General features: G+C 68.1%; 15 protein-coding genes. 9 read left to right on the forward strand and 6 right to left on the reverse strand.

Going from position 1 to position 16,249, the window contains the following annotated elements; translation table 11 throughout:
* Positions 1–19 precede the first annotated feature (19 nt).
* Positions 20–1,816 carry a potassium/proton antiporter gene (locus AC3WQZ_RS05830; protein ID WP_492300157.1) on the forward strand — a complete coding sequence of 599 codons (1,797 nt, stop codon included), beginning with the start codon at positions 20–22 and terminating at the stop codon, positions 1,814–1,816.
* 32 nt (positions 1,817–1,848) lie between these two features.
* Here the strand turns inward: AC3WQZ_RS05830 and AC3WQZ_RS05835 are convergent, their stop codons facing one another.
* From AC3WQZ_RS05835 to AC3WQZ_RS05845, 3 genes are all read right to left on the reverse strand, one after another.
* Complete coding sequence (locus tag AC3WQZ_RS05835; RefSeq protein WP_010813681.1) at positions 1,849–2,844, reverse strand: Bug family tripartite tricarboxylate transporter substrate binding protein; 996 nt, start codon at positions 2,842–2,844, stop codon at positions 1,849–1,851.
* A 27-nt stretch (positions 2,845–2,871) separates the two neighbouring features.
* Positions 2,872–3,327: a DUF2214 family protein gene (locus AC3WQZ_RS05840; protein WP_011615824.1), complete on the reverse strand. Its 456-nt coding sequence runs from the start codon at positions 3,325–3,327 to the stop codon at positions 2,872–2,874.
* A 93-nt stretch (positions 3,328–3,420) separates the two neighbouring features.
* Complete coding sequence (locus AC3WQZ_RS05845) at positions 3,421–4,641, reverse strand: CaiB/BaiF CoA transferase family protein (RefSeq protein WP_010813679.1); 1,221 nt, start codon at positions 4,639–4,641, stop codon at positions 3,421–3,423.
* 298 nt (positions 4,642–4,939) lie between these two features.
* Between AC3WQZ_RS05845 and alaS the strand changes: the two genes are divergently transcribed.
* On the forward strand, positions 4,940–7,564 hold the full coding sequence (gene alaS, locus AC3WQZ_RS05850) for an alanine--tRNA ligase (RefSeq protein ID WP_010813678.1): 2,625 nt from the start codon (positions 4,940–4,942) through the stop codon (positions 7,562–7,564).
* 63 nt (positions 7,565–7,627) lie between these two features.
* Here alaS and AC3WQZ_RS05855 read toward each other — a convergent pair whose 3' ends face one another.
* The 3 genes from AC3WQZ_RS05855 to AC3WQZ_RS05865 all read right to left on the reverse strand — a co-directional run bounded on the left by AC3WQZ_RS05855 (position 7,628) and on the right by AC3WQZ_RS05865 (position 10,893).
* The gene (locus AC3WQZ_RS05855) at positions 7,628–8,395 is read right to left on the reverse strand and encodes a slipin family protein (RefSeq protein WP_010813677.1); all 768 of its coding nucleotides are present in this window, start codon (positions 8,393–8,395) and stop codon (positions 7,628–7,630) included.
* A gap of 2 nt (positions 8,396–8,397) precedes the next feature.
* Entirely contained in the window at positions 8,398–9,897 is a 1,500-nt protein-coding gene (locus AC3WQZ_RS05860; RefSeq protein WP_492296512.1) for an NfeD family protein, read from the reverse strand.
* A gap of 102 nt (positions 9,898–9,999) precedes the next feature.
* A complete protein-coding gene (locus tag AC3WQZ_RS05865) occupies positions 10,000–10,893 on the reverse strand; it encodes a LysR family transcriptional regulator (RefSeq protein WP_492296514.1) in 894 nt (297 codons plus the stop codon).
* A gap of 129 nt (positions 10,894–11,022) precedes the next feature.
* On the opposite strand from AC3WQZ_RS05865, the gene AC3WQZ_RS05870 reads away from it, so the two are divergent.
* The 7 genes from AC3WQZ_RS05870 to AC3WQZ_RS05900 all read left to right on the forward strand — a co-directional run bounded on the left by AC3WQZ_RS05870 (position 11,023) and on the right by AC3WQZ_RS05900 (position 16,214).
* Positions 11,023–12,282 carry a YbfB/YjiJ family MFS transporter gene (locus AC3WQZ_RS05870; RefSeq protein ID WP_492300158.1) on the forward strand — a complete coding sequence of 420 codons (1,260 nt, stop codon included), beginning with the start codon at positions 11,023–11,025 and terminating at the stop codon, positions 12,280–12,282.
* Positions 12,283–12,427: 145 nt separating this feature from the next.
* Positions 12,428–13,204 (forward strand): class II aldolase/adducin family protein, encoded by a 777-nt coding sequence (locus AC3WQZ_RS05875; RefSeq protein ID WP_010813673.1) that lies wholly within the window; start codon positions 12,428–12,430, stop codon positions 13,202–13,204.
* 52 nt (positions 13,205–13,256) lie between these two features.
* Entirely contained in the window at positions 13,257–13,445 is a 189-nt protein-coding gene (locus tag AC3WQZ_RS05880) for a 4-oxalocrotonate tautomerase (RefSeq protein ID WP_010813672.1), read from the forward strand.
* A gap of 28 nt (positions 13,446–13,473) precedes the next feature.
* Positions 13,474–14,505 (forward strand): threonine aldolase family protein, encoded by a 1,032-nt coding sequence (locus AC3WQZ_RS05885; RefSeq protein ID WP_492300159.1) that lies wholly within the window; start codon positions 13,474–13,476, stop codon positions 14,503–14,505.
* 45 nt (positions 14,506–14,550) lie between these two features.
* A complete protein-coding gene (locus AC3WQZ_RS05890) occupies positions 14,551–15,135 on the forward strand; it encodes an NUDIX domain-containing protein (RefSeq protein WP_010813670.1) in 585 nt (194 codons plus the stop codon).
* A 50-nt stretch (positions 15,136–15,185) separates the two neighbouring features.
* Entirely contained in the window at positions 15,186–15,413 is a 228-nt protein-coding gene (locus AC3WQZ_RS05895; RefSeq protein WP_010813669.1) for a sulfurtransferase TusA family protein, read from the forward strand.
* 357 nt (positions 15,414–15,770) lie between these two features.
* A complete protein-coding gene (locus AC3WQZ_RS05900) occupies positions 15,771–16,214 on the forward strand; it encodes a GNAT family N-acetyltransferase (protein WP_492300160.1) in 444 nt (147 codons plus the stop codon).
* The last annotated feature ends 35 nt before the right edge of the window (positions 16,215–16,249 follow it).

Below are 16,249 nucleotides of genomic sequence, written 5' to 3' on the forward strand. Positions count from 1 at the left end.
ACGCAACGCGAGGAGCGGTTTGGAGAGCATTGACCACATCATTCTGATCGGCGCCGTCGTGATGTCGCTGGGCATCGTGCTGGGGGCTTTCTCGGCACGCCTGGGCGTGCCGTTCCTGCTGGTCTTCCTGGCCGTGGGCATGCTGGCCGGCGTGGACGGGCCGGGCGGCATCCGTTTCTCCGATACCTGGCTCAGCTTCCTGGTCGGCAACCTGGCGCTGGCGGTGATCCTGCTCGATGGCGGGCTGCGCACGCGCTTTGCCACCTTCCGGGTGGCGCTGAAGCCTTCGCTGTCGCTGGCGACCGTGGGGGTGCTGGTGACGGCAGCGCTGGTCGGCGTGTTCGCCGCGTGGCTGCTGGGCATCGACTGGCGGCTCGGGCTGCTGCTTGGTGCCATCGTCGGCTCGACCGACGCGGCCGCGGTGTTCTCGATGCTCAATAGCAGCGGCATCCGGCTGAAGGAGCGGGTGGCGAGCGTGCTCGAGATCGAGTCCGGCATCAACGACCCGATGGCGATCTTCCTGACCCTGACGCTGATCGAATGGCTGACCGCGCCTGACGGCCTGACGCCACTGGGCCTGGTCACGCGGCTGCTGGTGCAGTTCGGCGTGGGCGGGCTGCTCGGCCTGGCGCTCGGCTATTGCCTGGCCCGCGTGCTGGAGCGCATCCGCGTGGCCGAAGGGCTGCAGGCGATCCTGCTGTGCTCGGGCGGCGCGATGGTGTTCGCGCTGGTGCAGAGCGCCGGCGGCAGCGGTTTCCTGGCGGTGTACCTGACCGGCATGCTGATCGGCAACCGCGAGCGCGCGGTGACGTCGGACACCATGCGCGCCATGGACGGCATGGCCTGGCTGGCGCAGTCGGCCATGTTCCTGCTGCTGGGCCTGCTGGTGTCGCCGCACCGGATCTGGGAGGTGGCCGGTCCGGCGGTGGCGGTGGCGGCCTTCCTGATGCTGGTGGCGCGGCCGGTGGCGGTGTGGCTGGCGCTGCTGCCGTTCCGCTTCAATGCGCGCGAGACCGGCTTTATCGCCTGGATGGGCCTGCGCGGCGCGGTGCCGATCGTACTGGCGCTGTTTCCGCTGCTGCGCGAGGTGCCGCAATCGGGGCTGCTGTTCCGCATCGCCTTTGCCGTGGTGCTGGCCAGCCTGCTGTTCCAGGGCACCACGGTGTCGGTGGCGGCGCGCCTGGCGCGCGTGCGGCGCCCCGGCTACCCCGAGCCGCTGGCGCGTTCGCGCCTGCGCGGCACGCGCGCGCCGATCCTGGAGGTGATGCAGTTCGAGGTGGGGCCCAATGCGCCCGTGGAGAACGTGCGCGCCGACCAGCTGGAGCTGCCGCCGCGCTGCCGGCTGCTGACGGTGGCGCGCGACGATGCGCTGGCGGCGCTGGATCAGACCGTGCTGCGCGCCGGCGACAGCGTCTCGGTGCTGGCGCCGGTGACGACCCTGCCGATGCTGTCGGCGCTGTTCCAGGCACCGGGCCGCGCGCCTACCTGGGAGCAGGCCTCGCATGATTTCCTGATGTCGGGTGATGCGCTGCTGCGCGACGTCGCGGCGCTGTACGGCACGCGCGCGCTGACCCCGGAAGAGGAGCCGCTGACGCTGGAAGCGGCGATGCAGCGGGCCTTCACCTCGCCGCCGGTGGAAGGCGACAGTGTCGCGATCGCCGGCCTGCCGCTGACGGTGACGCGCATGGAAGGCGCGCAGATCCTGCAGGTGGGGTTGCTGCTGCCGCGGCTGGACGGGGATTCGGGCGGGCGGCTATGGCCGCGCCGGCGCAAGGACGGGGCAGAGCGGAGCGGGGAGGGTGCCGAGGCGGAGTAATGACAAAAAAGGCGGCCATGGCCGCCTTGTTTTCAATCCACCTTCGCCCCGGATACCTTCACGATCTGCGCGTATTTCTTCAGCTCGCGCTGGATCAGCGCCGCGAACTGCTCGGGCGTGGTCGGTGCCGGCTGTGCGCCGATGCGGGCCAGGCGTGCCTTCATCTCGTCGGTCTTCAGGATTGCCACGATCTCATGGTTAAGCCGCTCGACGATCTCGCGCGGGGTGTTGGCCGGCGCGAACACGCCGAACCACGTCGAGATGTCGAAGCCTTCCAGGCCCAGCCCCTTGCCGGCTTCCGCGATGGTCGGCAGTTCCGGGAAGGCCGCGGCGCGGCTGGCGGTGGTGACCGCAAAGGCCTTCAGCTTGCCCGCCTTGATATTGGCCGAGGCCGAAGCCAGGTTGTCGAAGATCAGGTCGGTCTGGCCCGACAGCACCGACAGCTGCGCCGGTGCGGCGCCGTTGTACGGGATATGGACCATGCTGACCTTCGCCATGCTCTTGAACAGCTCGCCCGACAGGTGGCCGGCGCTGCCGTTGCCGCCCGAGGCGTAATCCAGCTTGCCCGGATTCTTGCGCGCGTACGCGACCAGGTCGCGCACATTGTTGATATGCAGGTCGGCGGCCTTGCCCGGGTGCATCACCAGCACGTTGGGGACGTCGGCCACCAGCGTGATCGGCGCGAAGTCCTTGACCGGGTCGTACGGCATCTTGCTGAACAGCGTCGGGTTGATGGCGTGCGTGGCCACCGCGCCCATGACGATGGTGTAGCCGTCGGCCGGCTGCTTGGCGACGTAGTCCGCGCCCAGGTTGCCGCCCGCGCCGGGCTTGTTCTCGACCACCACCGGCTGGCCCAGGCTGTCGCGCAGCTTCTCGCCGATGGCGCGCGCGACGGTGTCGAGCGGGCCGCCGGCGGGGTAGGGCACCACGAAGCGGACCGGCTTGGTCGGGTAGGCATTGGTGGCCGCCACGGCGGCGGCGGGCAGCAGGGCCGCGGTCAGCGCGGCGGCAAGCAGTTTCTTCAGCATGTTTCGGACTTCAGGGGATTGGGATTCTTATCTGGCGCCGATGCCCCGCGCCATCATGACCGCGCACAGCGGCAGCAGGATCACCAGGTGGGCTTCGATCATCACCCAGCGGCGGGCGGCCTTCAACTCGGACGGCGGCGGCACGTAATCCGGCAGCCGGCGCGCCTGCTTGCGCCAGCGCGCGATGGCGAAGGTCGGCGGCAGCGAGCACAGCGCGATCAGCACGAACACGCCCACCTTGGCATGGAACCACGGGTTGTGCAGGTAGAAGTCGGCGCCCTTGGCGCCGTAGAACAGGCGCAGCAGGCCGGTGCCCAGCACCACCATCGCCGACAGGAAATAGAACAGGTCGTACAGCGACAGGCGCCGCACCGCGGCCGGCGTGATTTCCGGGCGCAGCACCACGGCCTCGGCGGCCATCAGGGTGATCAGGACGAAGATCGCAAGGAAATGCAGGAAGGACAGTATGGCGTCGGTCAGCATGGATTCTCCTTTGCCTTTGCTTCAGTGGGGACTGAACTGCTTCGGGAAGGCACCGGCGGGGCACCAGGGCCGCCCGCCGGCAGGAGGAGAATCTTACAGCACACCCTTTGCACGCAGCGCTTCGATCTGCTCAGGGCCGTAGCCCAGCGTCTCGGCCAGCACCGTGTCGGTGTGCTCGCCCAGCAGCGGCGGGTGGCGCAGTGCCTGCGGCGGCGTGGCGCTCATCTTGATCGGGCTGCCCACCAGCCTGACCTCGCCGGCGCTGGGGTGGGGCAGGTCCACGCGCAGGCCGCGCGCCTTGACCTGGTCGTCCTCGAACACGTCGTCGAGGGTGTTGATCGGGCCGCACGGCACGCCGGCGGCCTCCAGGTCGCGGATCCACTGGGCGCGGGTGCGCGGGCGCACCATCTCGGCCAGGATCGGCACCAGCACGTCGCGGTTGGCCACGCGCTGCGGGTTGGTGGCAAAGCGCGGGTCGTCGGCCAGCTCGGGCTTGCCGCCGTCGGTGACGAACTTGCGGAACTGCCCGTCGTTGCCCACCGCCACGATGATCCAGCCATCGGCGGCCTGGAAGGTCTGGTAGGGGACGATATTGGGGTGCGCATTGCCCCAGCGGCGCGGCGCCTGGCCGCTGGCCAGGTAGTTGGTGTTCATGTTGGCCAGCATCGCCACCTGCACGTCCAGCAGGGCCATGTCGATGTACTGGCCCTCGCCGGTGCGGTCGCGGTGCGCCAGCGCCGCCAGCACGGCGATGGTGGCGTACTGGCCGGTCATCAGGTCGGAAATGGCCACGCCGGCCTTCTGCGGGCCGCCGCCGGGCAGGTCGTCGCGCTCGCCGGTCAGGCTCATGAAGCCGCCCATGCCCTGGATGATGAAGTCATAGCCCGGGCGCGCGGCGTACGGGCCGGTCTGGCCGAAGCCGGTGACCGAGCAGTAGATCAGGTCGGGCTTGACCTGCCTGAGCGACTCATAGTCCAGGCCGTACTTCCTGAGCTGGCCTACCTTGTAGTTCTCCAGCACCACGTCGCTCTGCGCCGCCAGCTCGCGCACGATCTGCTGGCCTTCCGGCGTGCTGATGTCGCAGGTCACGGAGCGCTTGTTGCGGTTGGCGGCCAGGTAGTAGGCGGCTTCGGCGGTGTCGCGGCCGTCCTCGTCCCTGAGCCAGGGCGGGCCCCAGGTGCGGGTATCGTCGCCGGCGCCGGGGCGCTCGATCTTGATCACGTCGGCGCCGAAATCGGCAAGGTTCTGGGCGCACCACGGCCCGGCAAGGACGCGGGTCAGGTCGAGGACGCGGAGATGGCTTAAAGCTCCCATGGCGGTAGTCAATGCAGTGGGTAAGGCGGGGGATCGGTCGCAACGGCGAGGGGTCGGCGCGCCCCTGCAAACAGGGGCCAGCACGGGTTGCCTGCAATGTACCACTGGCAAATCGCCGGTGCGGCTTTGGGTGCTTTATAAGGCGCTTGTGGCGATGGGATTTGGGCGATAGCCGGCCGGCTCCCCGGCGCCATGCCTGACGTGCCCGGCAGGCTGCCTTGCCCGTATAATCAACGGTTTGCAAATCCAATACTGATTCGTCGCGCCCGGCCACGCCAGGGCAAGCGTCCGCCATCCCATGAAAGTCTCAGACATTCGCAGCAAGTTCCTGCAGTTCTTCGAATCGAAGGGCCATACCGTGGTCCGCTCGTCCAGCCTGGTGCCGGCGAACGACCCGACGCTGCTGTTCACCAACTCCGGCATGGTGCAGTTCAAGGACGTGTTCCTGGGCACCGACAAGCGCCCGTACACCCGCGCCACCTCGGCGCAGCGCTCGGTGCGCGCCGGCGGCAAGCACAATGACCTCGAGAACGTGGGCTACACCGCGCGCCACCATACGTTCTTCGAGATGCTGGGCAACTTCTCGTTTGGCGACTACTTCAAGCGCGATGCCATCCTGTACGCGTGGGAACTGCTGACCAAGACCTACCAGCTGCCGGCCGAGAAGCTGTGGGTGACGGTCTACGCGGAAGACGACGAGGCCTACGACATCTGGGCCAAGGAAGTGGGCGTGCCGGCCGAGCGTATCGTGCGCATCGGCGACAACAAGGGCGCGCGCTACGCCTCGGACAACTTCTGGCAGATGGCCGACACCGGCCCGTGCGGCCCGTGCTCGGAAATCTTCTACGACCACGGCCCGGACGTGTGGGGCGGCCCGCCGGGATCGCCCGAGGAAGACGGCGACCGCTACATCGAGGTGTGGAACCTGGTGTTCATGCAGTTCAACCGCGACGAGCAGGGCAATATGACGCCGCTGCCCAAGCCGTGCGTGGACACCGGCATGGGCCTGGAGCGCATTGCCGCGGTGCTGCAGCACGTGCACAGCAACTATGAGATCGACCTGTTCCAGGCGCTGATCAAGGCCGCCGCGCGTGAAACCCATATCGACAACCTGAACCAGAACTCGCTCAAGGTCATCGCCGACCATATCCGCGCGTGCTCGTTTCTGATCGTCGACGGCGTGATCCCCGGCAACGAAGGCCGCGGCTACGTGCTGCGCCGGATCATCCGCCGCGCCATCCGCCATGGCTACAAGCTGGGCCAGAAGACCCCGTTCTTCCACAAGATGGTGGCCGATCTGGTCGAGCAGATGGGCCAGGCTTATCCCGAACTGGCTGAAGCCCAGTCGCGCGTGACCGAAGTGCTGAAGGCCGAGGAAGAGCGCTTCTTCGAGACCATCGAGAACGGCATGTCGATCCTTGACGCCGCACTGGCCGACCTGAAGCTCAAGGGCGGCAAGACGCTGGACGGCGAACTGGCGTTCAAGCTGCACGACACCTTCGGCTTCCCGCTGGACCTGACGCAGGACGTGTGCCGCGAGCAGGAAATCGGCGTGGACGAGGCCGCCTTCGACGCGGCCATGAACCGCCAGCGCGAGCAGGCGCGCGCCGCCGGCAAGTTCAAGATGGCCGCCGGCCTGGAGTACACCGGCGACAAGACCGTGTTCCACGGCTACGAGAAGCTGGAACTGCCGCAAGCCAGGGTCACCGCGCTGTATGTGGACGGCGCCGCCGTGAACGCCATGCAGCCGGGCCAGACCGGCGTGGTGGTGCTCGACAACACCCCGTTCTACGCCGAGTCCGGCGGCCAGGCCGGCGACCAGGGCGTGCTGAAGGCAGGCAATGCCGTCTTCGCCGTGACTGACACCACCAAGATCCAGGCCGACGTGTTCGGCCACCAGGGCACGCTGGAAGGCGGCGCACTCAAGGTGGGCGATGCCGTGTCGGCCCAGGTCGACGCGCAGCGCCGTGCGCGCACCGTGCGCAACCACTCGGCCACCCACCTGATGCACAAGGCCCTGCGTGAAGTGCTGGGCAGCCACGTGCAGCAGAAGGGCTCGCTGGTGGATGCGGACAAGACCCGCTTCGACTTCTCGCACAACGCGGCGCTGACCGACGAGCAGATCCGCCGCGTGGAAGAGATCGTCAATGCCGAGATCCTGCGCAACGACGACACGCATGCCGAGATCATGCCGTTCGACGACGCGGTCAAGAGCGGCGCGATGGCACTGTTCGGCGAGAAGTACGCCGACGACGTGCGCGTGCTGTCGATCGGCACCTCAAAGGAACTGTGCGGCGGCACCCACGTGCACCGCACCGGCGACATCGGCCTGTTCAAGATCGTGGTGGAAGGCGGCGTTGCCGCCGGCATCCGCCGCGTGGAAGCCATTACCGGCGACAACGCGCTGCACTACCTGCAGGGCCTGGACGCCAGGCTGAACGAAGCCGCCGCCGTGCTGAAGGCCCAGCCGTCGGAGCTGGTGCCGCGCATCGGCCAGGTGCAGGACCAGGTGCGCGCGCTGGAGAAGGAGCTGGAACGCCTGAAGAGCAAGCTGGCCGCCTCGCAGGGCGACGAGCTGGCCGCGCAGGCGGTCGACATCAAGGGCCTGAAGGTGCTGGCCGCGCAACTGGACGGCGCCGACGTCAAGACCCTGCGCGAGACCATGGACAAGCTCAAGGACAAGCTGAAGAGTGCGGCCATCGTGCTGGGTGCGGTGTCCGACGGCAAGGTCAGCCTGATCGCTGGTGTCACCGCCGATGCCACGGGCAAGGTCAAGGCCGGCGAGCTGGTCAACTTTGTCGCGCAGCAGGTGGGCGGCAAGGGTGGTGGCCGTCCCGACATGGCCCAGGCTGGCGGCACCGAGCCGGCCAAGCTGCCGCAGGCGCTGGCTGGTGTCGGCGAGTGGGTGGCGACCAAGGTCTGAGCGGCTGAGGGGGGGCAACCCCCTCAGACCCGGCAACTGCTAATGGCGCTTCGGCGCCATTTTCTATGGGCGCTCGTCGCCGGGCGGCTTGCCGGCGAGCCGGTTGAGAATGTCGATCGGCAGCGGGAAGACGATGGTGGAACTCTTGTCCCCTGCAATCTGTGTCAGCGTCTGCAGGTAGCGCAGTTGCATGGCCTGCGGCTCGCGCGCCAGCATCTGGGCCGCTTCCAGCAGTTTCTCCGAAGCCTGCAGTTCGCCCTCGGCATGGATCACCTTGGCGCGCCGCTCGCGTTCGGCCTCGGCCTGCCGCGCAATCGCGCGGATCATGGTTTCGTTGAGGTCGACATGCTTGATCTCGACGTTCGAGACCTTGATGCCCCAGGCGTCGGTCTGGGCGTCCAGCGCCTGCTGGATGTCGAGGTTGAGCTTCTCGCGCTCGGCCAGCATCTCGTCCAGCTCGTGCTTGCCCAGCACCGAGCGCAGCGTGGTCTGCGCCAGCTGGCTGGTGGCTTCCAGGAAGTTCGCCACCTGGATGATGGCGCGTTCCGGATCGACCACGCGGAAGTACACCACCGCATTGACCTTCACCGAGACGTTGTCGCGCGAAATCACATCCTGCGGCGGCACGTCCATCACCACCGTGCGCAGGTCCACCCTGACCATCTGCTGCACGGCGGGGATCAGCAGCACCAGGCCCGGGCCCTTGACCCGCCAGAAGCGTCCGAGCATGAACACCACGCCGCGTTCGTATTCGCGCAGCACGCGGAACGAGGTGATCACCAGCAGTGCCAGCAGGAAGATCAAACCGCCGAAGCTGAATCCGTAGGCCATGGTCAGGCTCCCTTGTCTGGCGTCGGTTGGGGTGGAGTTGTCGGGACAAGCGGGGCGTTGCCGGCGGCGATCACCTCGAGCACCAGGCCCTTGCGCGCGGTGACGACCACCGGCGTGCCGCGCGGCAAGGAGCTGGCGCTGTGCACGCGCCAGGTCTCGCCGCGCACCGTGGCCCAGCCTTCCTCGCGCAGGTCGTCCAGCATTTCGCCGCGGGCGCCGACCAGGGTGTCGGCACCGCTGACCACCGGGCGCTTGCGCGAGCGCACCAGCATCGCCGACATGCCGAACACGAAAATCGCGGACAGCGCTGACATCGCCGCCACCATCGGCAGCGGCACGCCGAAGCCCGGCACGTCGGTGTCGATCAGCATCACCGCGCCAAAGGCAAAGGCGATGATGCCGCCCACGCCCAGCGCGCCGAAGGTCGGCAGGAACAGCTCCGCCACCATGCAGCCGATGCCGAGCGCCACCAGCGCCAGCCCGGCGTAGTTCACGGGCAGCATGTGCAGCGCGAACAGCGCCACCAGCAGGCAGATCGCGCCGGCAATGCCGGGCACCACCATGCCCGGCGTGGAGAATTCGAAGATCAGGCCGTAGATGCCGATCATCAGCAGCAGCAGCGCCACGCTGGGCTCGGTGATCACGGCCAGGAAGCGGTTGCGCCAGTCGGGTTCCAGCGTCACCACCGGCGCATTGGCGGTGTGCAGCACGCCGGCCTTGCCGCCGGCAGCGGTGATCGAGCGGCCTTCAACCTGGCGCAACAGCGCGGGCAGGTCGGGGGCGACCAGGTCGACCACGCGCTGGGCCAGGGCCTCGTCGGCCGACAGGCTGACCGATTCGCGCACCGCGCGTTCGGCCCACTCGGCATTGCGTCCGCGCAGCTGGGCCAGGCCGCGGATATAGGCCGAAGCATCGTGCATTTGCTTGCGTTCCATCGCGTCGGCCCGCGCTGGCTCGCTGGCGGGGGTGGAGGCGGGCTTGGCGCCGGGCAGGGCCTCTGGCTTCTGCGGCCCGCCAATGCCGACCTGCACCGGGGTGGCCGCGCCCAGGTTGGTGCCCGGCGCCATTGCCGCGATGTGGCTGGCGTAGAGGATGTAGGTGCCGGCACTGGCCGCGCGCGCGCCGCCGGGATAGACGTAGCTGGCCACCGGTATCGGCGAGGCCAGGATGGCCTGGATGATCTCGCGCATGGACGCGTCCAGCCCGCCCGGGGTGTCCATTTCCAGCACCACCAGCTGGGCGCCGCCCGCGCGCGCGCGTTCCATGCTGCGCAGGATAAAGCTGGCGCTGGCGGGGCTGACCGCACCCTTGAGCGGAATCACGTAGACCGGCGCGGTTGCCGTGGTCGTGACGGTGGCGGCAGGCGCCGAGGCGCCGGAGGGCGGCGCCGCACGGGCACCTGGGCCGGCGAGGGCAACGGCGCCGCACGCCAGCGCCAGGCCGGCCAGCAGCCGGCCGGACATCGGCCGAAGGGCCCGCAGCAGCGCGGTGGCAGGTTTCATGAGAGGGGCGGGGCACGCAAGGTGCCGTGATGGCGCCACTTCAAGTGTAGGCCACCGGGCACATCTTGCACGCGGGCTGCCTCGGGCCCGCGCGCCGGGCGCTCAGGCCGCCGCCAGGTCCGGCCTGGCCGAGGGGCCGGGTGAGTGGGCGGTGAGCGTGTCGATCAGCGCATGCAAGGCCGCGCTGGCCATGGACGGATGCCAGGCCAGCAGCGTGCGCACGCGGCCGGCCGCGCCCAGGCTGTGCTGGCGGATGGCGGGCAGGTCGCGGTACAGCCCCAGCACCGAGCGCGGCACGATCGCCGCGCCGATGCCGGCCGCGACGCAGGCGACGATGGCATGGTACGAGCTCAGCTGCAGCACGCGCGGCGTCGGCGCATCGCCGCTCACATACCAGTTCTCGAGCCGGGCGCGGTAGTTGCAGCCGGGCTCGAACGCCAGCAGCGTCGGCACCTCCAGGTCGGCCGCGGTGCGCACCGGGCGATGGCGGGCGCGCGTGATCACCACCAGCTCTTCCTCGAACACCGGGACGGCGCTCAGTGCCGGGTCGGTCAGCGGCTCGGCGACAAAGGCGCATTCGACTTCGAAGCGCGCCAGCGCATCCAGCGCCTGGCGCGTGGCCAGCGTCACCAGCTCCAGCTGCACCGCGGGCCAGGCCTGGTGGTACGCGGCCAGCACATTGGGCAGGCGGCTGGCGGCGGTGCTCTCCATCGAGGCAATGCGCAGCCGGCCGTGCGGCCGCGCCGGCAGCACCGCCTGGCGTGCCTCTTCGGTCATGCTGAGGATGCGGCAGGCATAGTCGAACAGGGTCTGCCCGGAAGGCGTCAGCACCATGCGCCGGCCGTCGCGCACGAACAGGTCGACCCCGAGCGACTGCTCCAGCTGGCGGATGCGCGTGGTGACATTGGACTGCACCCGGTGCAGCCGCTCGGCCGCACGGGTGATGCCGCCGGCTTCGACGACGGCGCGGAAGATCTCGAGGGCGGCAAGGTCCATGCGGGACTCCTGAGGCTATTCATCTCTTATCAAGATGCATGACATCTTGATAATTCATTTTTTGGGATGCTGAAGCCAGCGTAGCATACAGGCATCGCAATGCAACCGCTGCCCCGCCAGCCTCCAGCCATGCCGAACCCCCACAGCCTCGACCCTGAACACCCCGCCGCTGCGCGCGTGGCCACCCGGGCGTCGGCACGGCGCGAAGCCGGCGCGGTGGCGGTGGCCATGGCCGGCCTGGTATCGCTGGCGGTGGTGATGGGCATCGGCCGCTTTGCCTTTACGCCGCTGCTGCCGATGATGCTGCATGACGGCACCGTCACGCTGGATCAGGGCGGCTGGCTGGCCACGGTCAACTACATCGGCTACTTCGCCGGCGCCGCAGTGTGCATGTTCATCCGGCCCGACGCGGTGCGCATGGTGCGCTGGGGCCTGGCCGCAACGGTGCTGCTGACGCTGGGCATGGCCCTGCCGGGCGGCATGGCGGCATGGTCGCTGTGGCGCGCCGCCGCGGGCGTGGCCAGCGCCGTGGTGATGGTCTACACCGCGGGGTGGTGCCTGCAGCGGTTGGCGGAACTGGGCAAGCCGGAACTCGCCGGGCTGATCTTCTGCGGGCCGGGGCTGGGCATCGTGGTCACTGGGCTGGGTGCATCCGGCATGGTCGGTGCGGGCTGGCATGCGGACTATGGCTGGCTCGCGTTCACGGCGCTGGCGGTGGTGCTGGTGGCGGCGGTCTGGCGGATCTTCGTCGCGCAGCCGGCTGTGCCGATGACGGCGACGGCGGCGGCATCCCCGGCGGCAGCCGACACCGGCGCCGCGCGGCTCGATGCCCAGACCTGGGCGCTGACCTTTGCCTACGGCCTGGCCGGCTTCGGCTACATCATCACCGCGACCTTCCTGCCGGTGATTGCGCGCGAGGCGCTGCCCGGCACGGTCTGGGCCGACCTGTTCTGGCCGATCTTCGGCGCGGGAGTGACGGTGGGCGCGTTCCTGGTCACGCGGGTCGGCATGGCGCACGACAACCGCAAGCTGTTGACGCTGCTGTACGGCATGCAGGCGCTGGGCGTGGCGATCGCGGTGGTGTTCCCGACCGTGGCCGGCTTTGCCCTCAGCAGCCTGCTGGCGGGGCTGCCGTTCACCGCGCTGGTGGCGTTTGCGATGCGCGAGGCGCGGCGCCTGTGGGGGCCGCAAGCGGCGCGGCTGATGGGCCTGATGACGGCGTCCTACGGCCTGGGCCAGATCGCCGGGCCGCCGCTGGCAACCGCGCTGGTGGCGCGCACCGGCGGCTTTGCCGGCTCGCTGGCGTGCGCGGCGGCGGCGCTGCTGCTCGGCGCGCTGGTGTTCGCCTGGATGGGCCGCGCCTGGCCGCTGGCGGCTGCCCGGAGCTGATCGGCAAGGTGCGCTAAAGTATTGCCTTTGCCGCCTGGCGCGCCACGCGAGCGGCTGCCGCGCCTGGCGTGCAGCCCCCGTGGCGCGGCACAGAAGGCCGGGGCCGTACCCGGCACGCGAGACCGGGCGGCGCAGGAGCGACCCCATGTCTTTTGCCTTGCAGCCCGCGCGTGCCGCGGGTGCCCCCATCCGGCCCGTTTCCGCCGAAGAACAGCGTGTGCGCGTCGACCTGGCCGCCGCCTACCGCCTGGCCGCGCGCGAGGGCTGGGATGACCTGATCTACACCCATATCTCCGCCACGGTGCCGGGCGAGTCCGACCACTTCCTGATCAACCCCTTCGGCTTTGCCTTCGACGAGATCCGCGCCAGCGACCTGGTCAAGATCAACGGCCGCGGCGAGGTCGTCGGCGCGACCGTGCATCCGGTCAATGTGACCGGCTTTGCGCTGCACGCCGCGGTGCATGCGGCGCGCGCCGACGCGATGTGCGTGATGCACCTGCATAACACCGCCGGCATTGCCGTATCGGCGCAGGCCGCCGGGCTGCTGCCGCTGTCGCAGCACGCGATGCGCTTCCACGGCCGCATGGCCTACCACGACTACGAAGGCCTGGCCTTCACCCCGGCCGAAGGCGCGCGGCTGACCGCATCGCTGGGTGGGCATCCCGCCATGCTGTTGCGCAACCACGGCACGCTGACGGTGGGCCGCACCGTGGCCGAGGCCTATGTGCTGATGGCGACGCTGATCAAGGCCTGCGAGGTCCAGATTGCCGCACAGGCGGGCGGTGCGCTGGTGCAGCCAGGCGCGGCCGTGGCGGACAAGACCTCGGAGCAGCTCTACGACAACGGCGCCGTCGAAGGCGTGATGGAGTGGCCCGCGCTGCTGCGCAAACTGGATAGAATCGATCCTTCATACCGGGACTGAGCGGGATCGATTTCCCGCCGCGACTCAACCACATTCATCAAAGGAGCATTGCATGCCGACTTTCCACGTCGAAATGTTTGAAGGCCGTACCATCGAGCAGAAGCGCAAGTTTGTCGAGGAAGTGACGCGCGTCAGCTGCGAGACCCTGGGCTGCTCGGCCTCGGCCGTCGACATCATCATCACCGACATCAAGCGCGAGAACTGGGCCACCGGCGGCGAGCTGTGGGCCGACAAGAAGTAAGGCTCCATTCAGCCCCACACTGAACACCATGCAGCACTTCGCCTCTGACAACTACGCCGGCTTCTGCCCGGAATCGCTCAAGTATTTCCTGGAAGCCAACGCCAGCGGCCATGAGCAGGCCTACGGCGACGATACCTGGACGCAGAAGGTCTGCGACCGTATCCGCGACCTGTTCCAGACCGACTGCGAAGTGTTCTTCGTGTTCAACGGCACGGCGGCCAACTCGCTGGCGCTGTCGGCGCTGTGCCAGTCGTACCACTCGGTGATCTGCCACGAGCTGGCGCATATCGAGACCGATGAATGCGGCGGCCCGGAGTTCTTCTCCAACGGCTCCAAGCTGCTGACCGCGCCCGGCGCTGACGGCAAGCTCACGCCTGACGCGGTCGAGTCGCTGGTCACGCGCCGCTCCGATATCCATTACCCCAAGCCCAAGGTGGTGTCGCTGACGCAGTCGACCGAAGTCGGCACCGTCTACAGCGTGGAAGAGGTGCGCGCGATCGCTGCCATCGCCAAGCGCCGCCAGCTGCGCGTGCATATGGATGGCGCGCGCTTTGCCAATGCGGTGGCGTCGCTGGGCGTGCATCCGTCCGAGATTACCTGGCGCGCCGGCGTCGACGTGCTGTGCTTCGGCGGCACCAAGAACGGCCTGCCGGTGGGCGAAGCGGTGGTGTTTTTCGACCGCCGCCTGGCCGAGGACTTTGCCTACCGCGTCAAGCAGGCCGGGCAGCTGGCGTCGAAGATGCGCTTTATCTCCGCGCCGTGGCTGGGTTTGCTCGAGAACGACGTATGGCTCGCCAACGCGCGCCATGCCAATGCGATGGCGCAGCTGCTGCAGCAGCGCATCAGCGATATTCCGGGCGTTCGCATCATGTTCCCGACGCAGTCCAACGCCGTGTTCGCCGAGCTGCCGCTGCCCGCGATCGAGGCGCTGCGCGCCAGGGGCTGGCGCTTCTATACCTTTATCGGCGCCGGCGGCTGCCGTTTCATGTGTTCATGGGACCTGCAGCCGCAGACGGTCGAGGCGCTGGCCGCCGACATGCGGGCGGCTTGCGGCGCCTGACCGGCACCCATACCTATAACGACGAGACCCTTCAGGAGCCCCCAAATGCAATACCGATTCTGCCCGCAGTGCGGCGCGCCGCTTGAGGTGCTGCCGCTGTCCGGGCGCGAACGCCACGCCTGCGTGCAGCAGGAATGCGGCTTCGTGCACTGGAACAACCCGCTGCCGGTGCTGGCGGCGGTGGTGGAGTACCAGGACAAGCTGCTGCTGGCGCGCAATGCCGCCTGGCCGGAGACCATGTTCGCGCTGGTGACGGGCTTCCTGGAGCGCGACGAGCCGCCCGAGCTGGGCGTGGCGCGCGAACTGAAGGAAGAGACCAACCTCGATACCGAGTCGGTGTCGCTGATCGGCGTCTACGAGTTCATGCGCAAGAACGAGCTGATCATTGCCTACCACGTCAAGGCGACCGGCACCGTGGCGCTGTCCGAGGAACTGGCCGACTACAAGCTGGTGGCGCCGGAGGACGTGCGCGTCTGGTCGGCTGGCACCGGCTTCGCGGTTGCCGACTGGCTGGCCGCGCGCGGCTATCCGGTGCGCTTCTTCGACCGCCAGACCGGCGCCGACATTCCGGACCCGCGCCGCCCGCACGACTTCAGCCTGGTCGGGGGTTCGCTACAATACCGTTGGTGAGGCTGGCCTCCGGCCAGCCGCCCAGCCCCCAGAATCGAAGGAAGAGACGAATGGAGTTCCAGAAAGAAGTGGATGCGCGCGGCCTGAACTGCCCGCTGCCGATCCTGCGCACCAAGAAGGCCCTGGCCGACATGGCCAGCGGCGATGTGCTCAAGGTGCTGGCCACCGATCCCGGCGCCACGCGCGATTTCCAGGCCTTTGCCAAGCAGACCGGCAATGAGCTGCTGTCGCACTCGGAAGTGGACAAGGTGTTTGTGTTCTACATGCGCCGCCGCTGAAGCGCTCCCGCTCCCAAAGAAAAAAGCCGCGTAATCAGAATTACGCGGCTTTTTTCTTTGGGATTCTGCATCGATGAATATCGGCACGATTTTCCAGGCGCGCGGCAATGCGAGATTGGCGTAAATTGCAAGTCCTGCATTATTCCTGGCGGGACATCTCGCAAGGATTATCCCATTGCGTTTCCGCCGGTTTTGGGCTGCATTATTCTCCCCATAATGCCGGCGCCGCGGCACATGTGTTTACCCGGATTGGGCTGGTTTTTATGTATGCGCTAAATTACTACTGCGCCCTTGCCTGGTGCCGTGATGGTCACTGTGGGGGAGGGCGGAAGTTGATCAAGTGATTCAGGAGAGGCGATGCCAAGGGACGTCCGTATCCGAGCCGCTGGAATTGCCGATATTCAAGCTATTTCGGAAGTGCTGCAGCAATGTGGGTTGTCAGTTGAAAATGTGAGGCCGGCCGCATGTCTGTGCCATGTCGCTGAATTCGGGGAAATCGTAGCTGGTTGTGCCTGCGGGGAGAGATTCGACCAGACCTTTGTCGTCAGGACCGTTGGCGTGCTTCCCGATTTTCGGGAGCGAAGAATTGCCACCCATCTGGTTGCGGCCCTGTTGATGCGCGCCCGCGCTAACGGTTGCACCAAGGCCGTTCTGCTGACGACGGAGCATCCGGCCTTTTTTGCGCGCTATGGCTTCTCGCTGACATCCGTGGACGAGTTGCCGACCGAACTGGAATTGTCCAGGGAATTTCAACGCCGCTTCGGCGCCTGGACGCACTGCATGTGCCGCCGCCTGGACTGAGGCGGGGCAAAACGCAGCGCGGGGGCCCGATGGGC

The organism is Cupriavidus sp. FW305-26 (genome assembly GCF_058787975.1).

Coding starts and splice junctions, on each gene's coding strand:
- AC3WQZ_RS05890 (WP_010813670.1), top strand. CDS start 14,551: ATGCAATACCGATTCTGCCCGCAGTGCGGCGCGCCGCTTGAGGTGCTG.
- AC3WQZ_RS05865 (WP_492296514.1), bottom strand. CDS start 10,893: ATGGACCTTGCCGCCCTCGAGATCTTCCGCGCCGTCGTCGAAGCCGGC.
- AC3WQZ_RS05875 (WP_010813673.1), top strand. CDS start 12,428: ATGTCTTTTGCCTTGCAGCCCGCGCGTGCCGCGGGTGCCCCCATCCGG.
- AC3WQZ_RS05885 (WP_492300159.1), top strand. CDS start 13,474: ATGCAGCACTTCGCCTCTGACAACTACGCCGGCTTCTGCCCGGAATCG.
- AC3WQZ_RS05880 (WP_010813672.1), top strand. CDS start 13,257: ATGCCGACTTTCCACGTCGAAATGTTTGAAGGCCGTACCATCGAGCAG.
- AC3WQZ_RS05845 (WP_010813679.1), bottom strand. CDS start 4,641: ATGGGAGCTTTAAGCCATCTCCGCGTCCTCGACCTGACCCGCGTCCTT.
- AC3WQZ_RS05835 (WP_010813681.1), bottom strand. CDS start 2,844: ATGCTGAAGAAACTGCTTGCCGCCGCGCTGACCGCGGCCCTGCTGCCC.
- AC3WQZ_RS05895 (WP_010813669.1), top strand. CDS start 15,186: ATGGAGTTCCAGAAAGAAGTGGATGCGCGCGGCCTGAACTGCCCGCTG.
- AC3WQZ_RS05900 (WP_492300160.1), top strand. CDS start 15,771: ATGCCAAGGGACGTCCGTATCCGAGCCGCTGGAATTGCCGATATTCAA.
- alaS (WP_010813678.1), top strand. CDS start 4,940: ATGAAAGTCTCAGACATTCGCAGCAAGTTCCTGCAGTTCTTCGAATCG.
- AC3WQZ_RS05855 (WP_010813677.1), bottom strand. CDS start 8,395: ATGGCCTACGGATTCAGCTTCGGCGGTTTGATCTTCCTGCTGGCACTG.
- AC3WQZ_RS05870 (WP_492300158.1), top strand. CDS start 11,023: ATGCCGAACCCCCACAGCCTCGACCCTGAACACCCCGCCGCTGCGCGC.
- AC3WQZ_RS05860 (WP_492296512.1), bottom strand. CDS start 9,897: ATGAAACCTGCCACCGCGCTGCTGCGGGCCCTTCGGCCGATGTCCGGC.
- AC3WQZ_RS05840 (WP_011615824.1), bottom strand. CDS start 3,327: ATGCTGACCGACGCCATACTGTCCTTCCTGCATTTCCTTGCGATCTTC.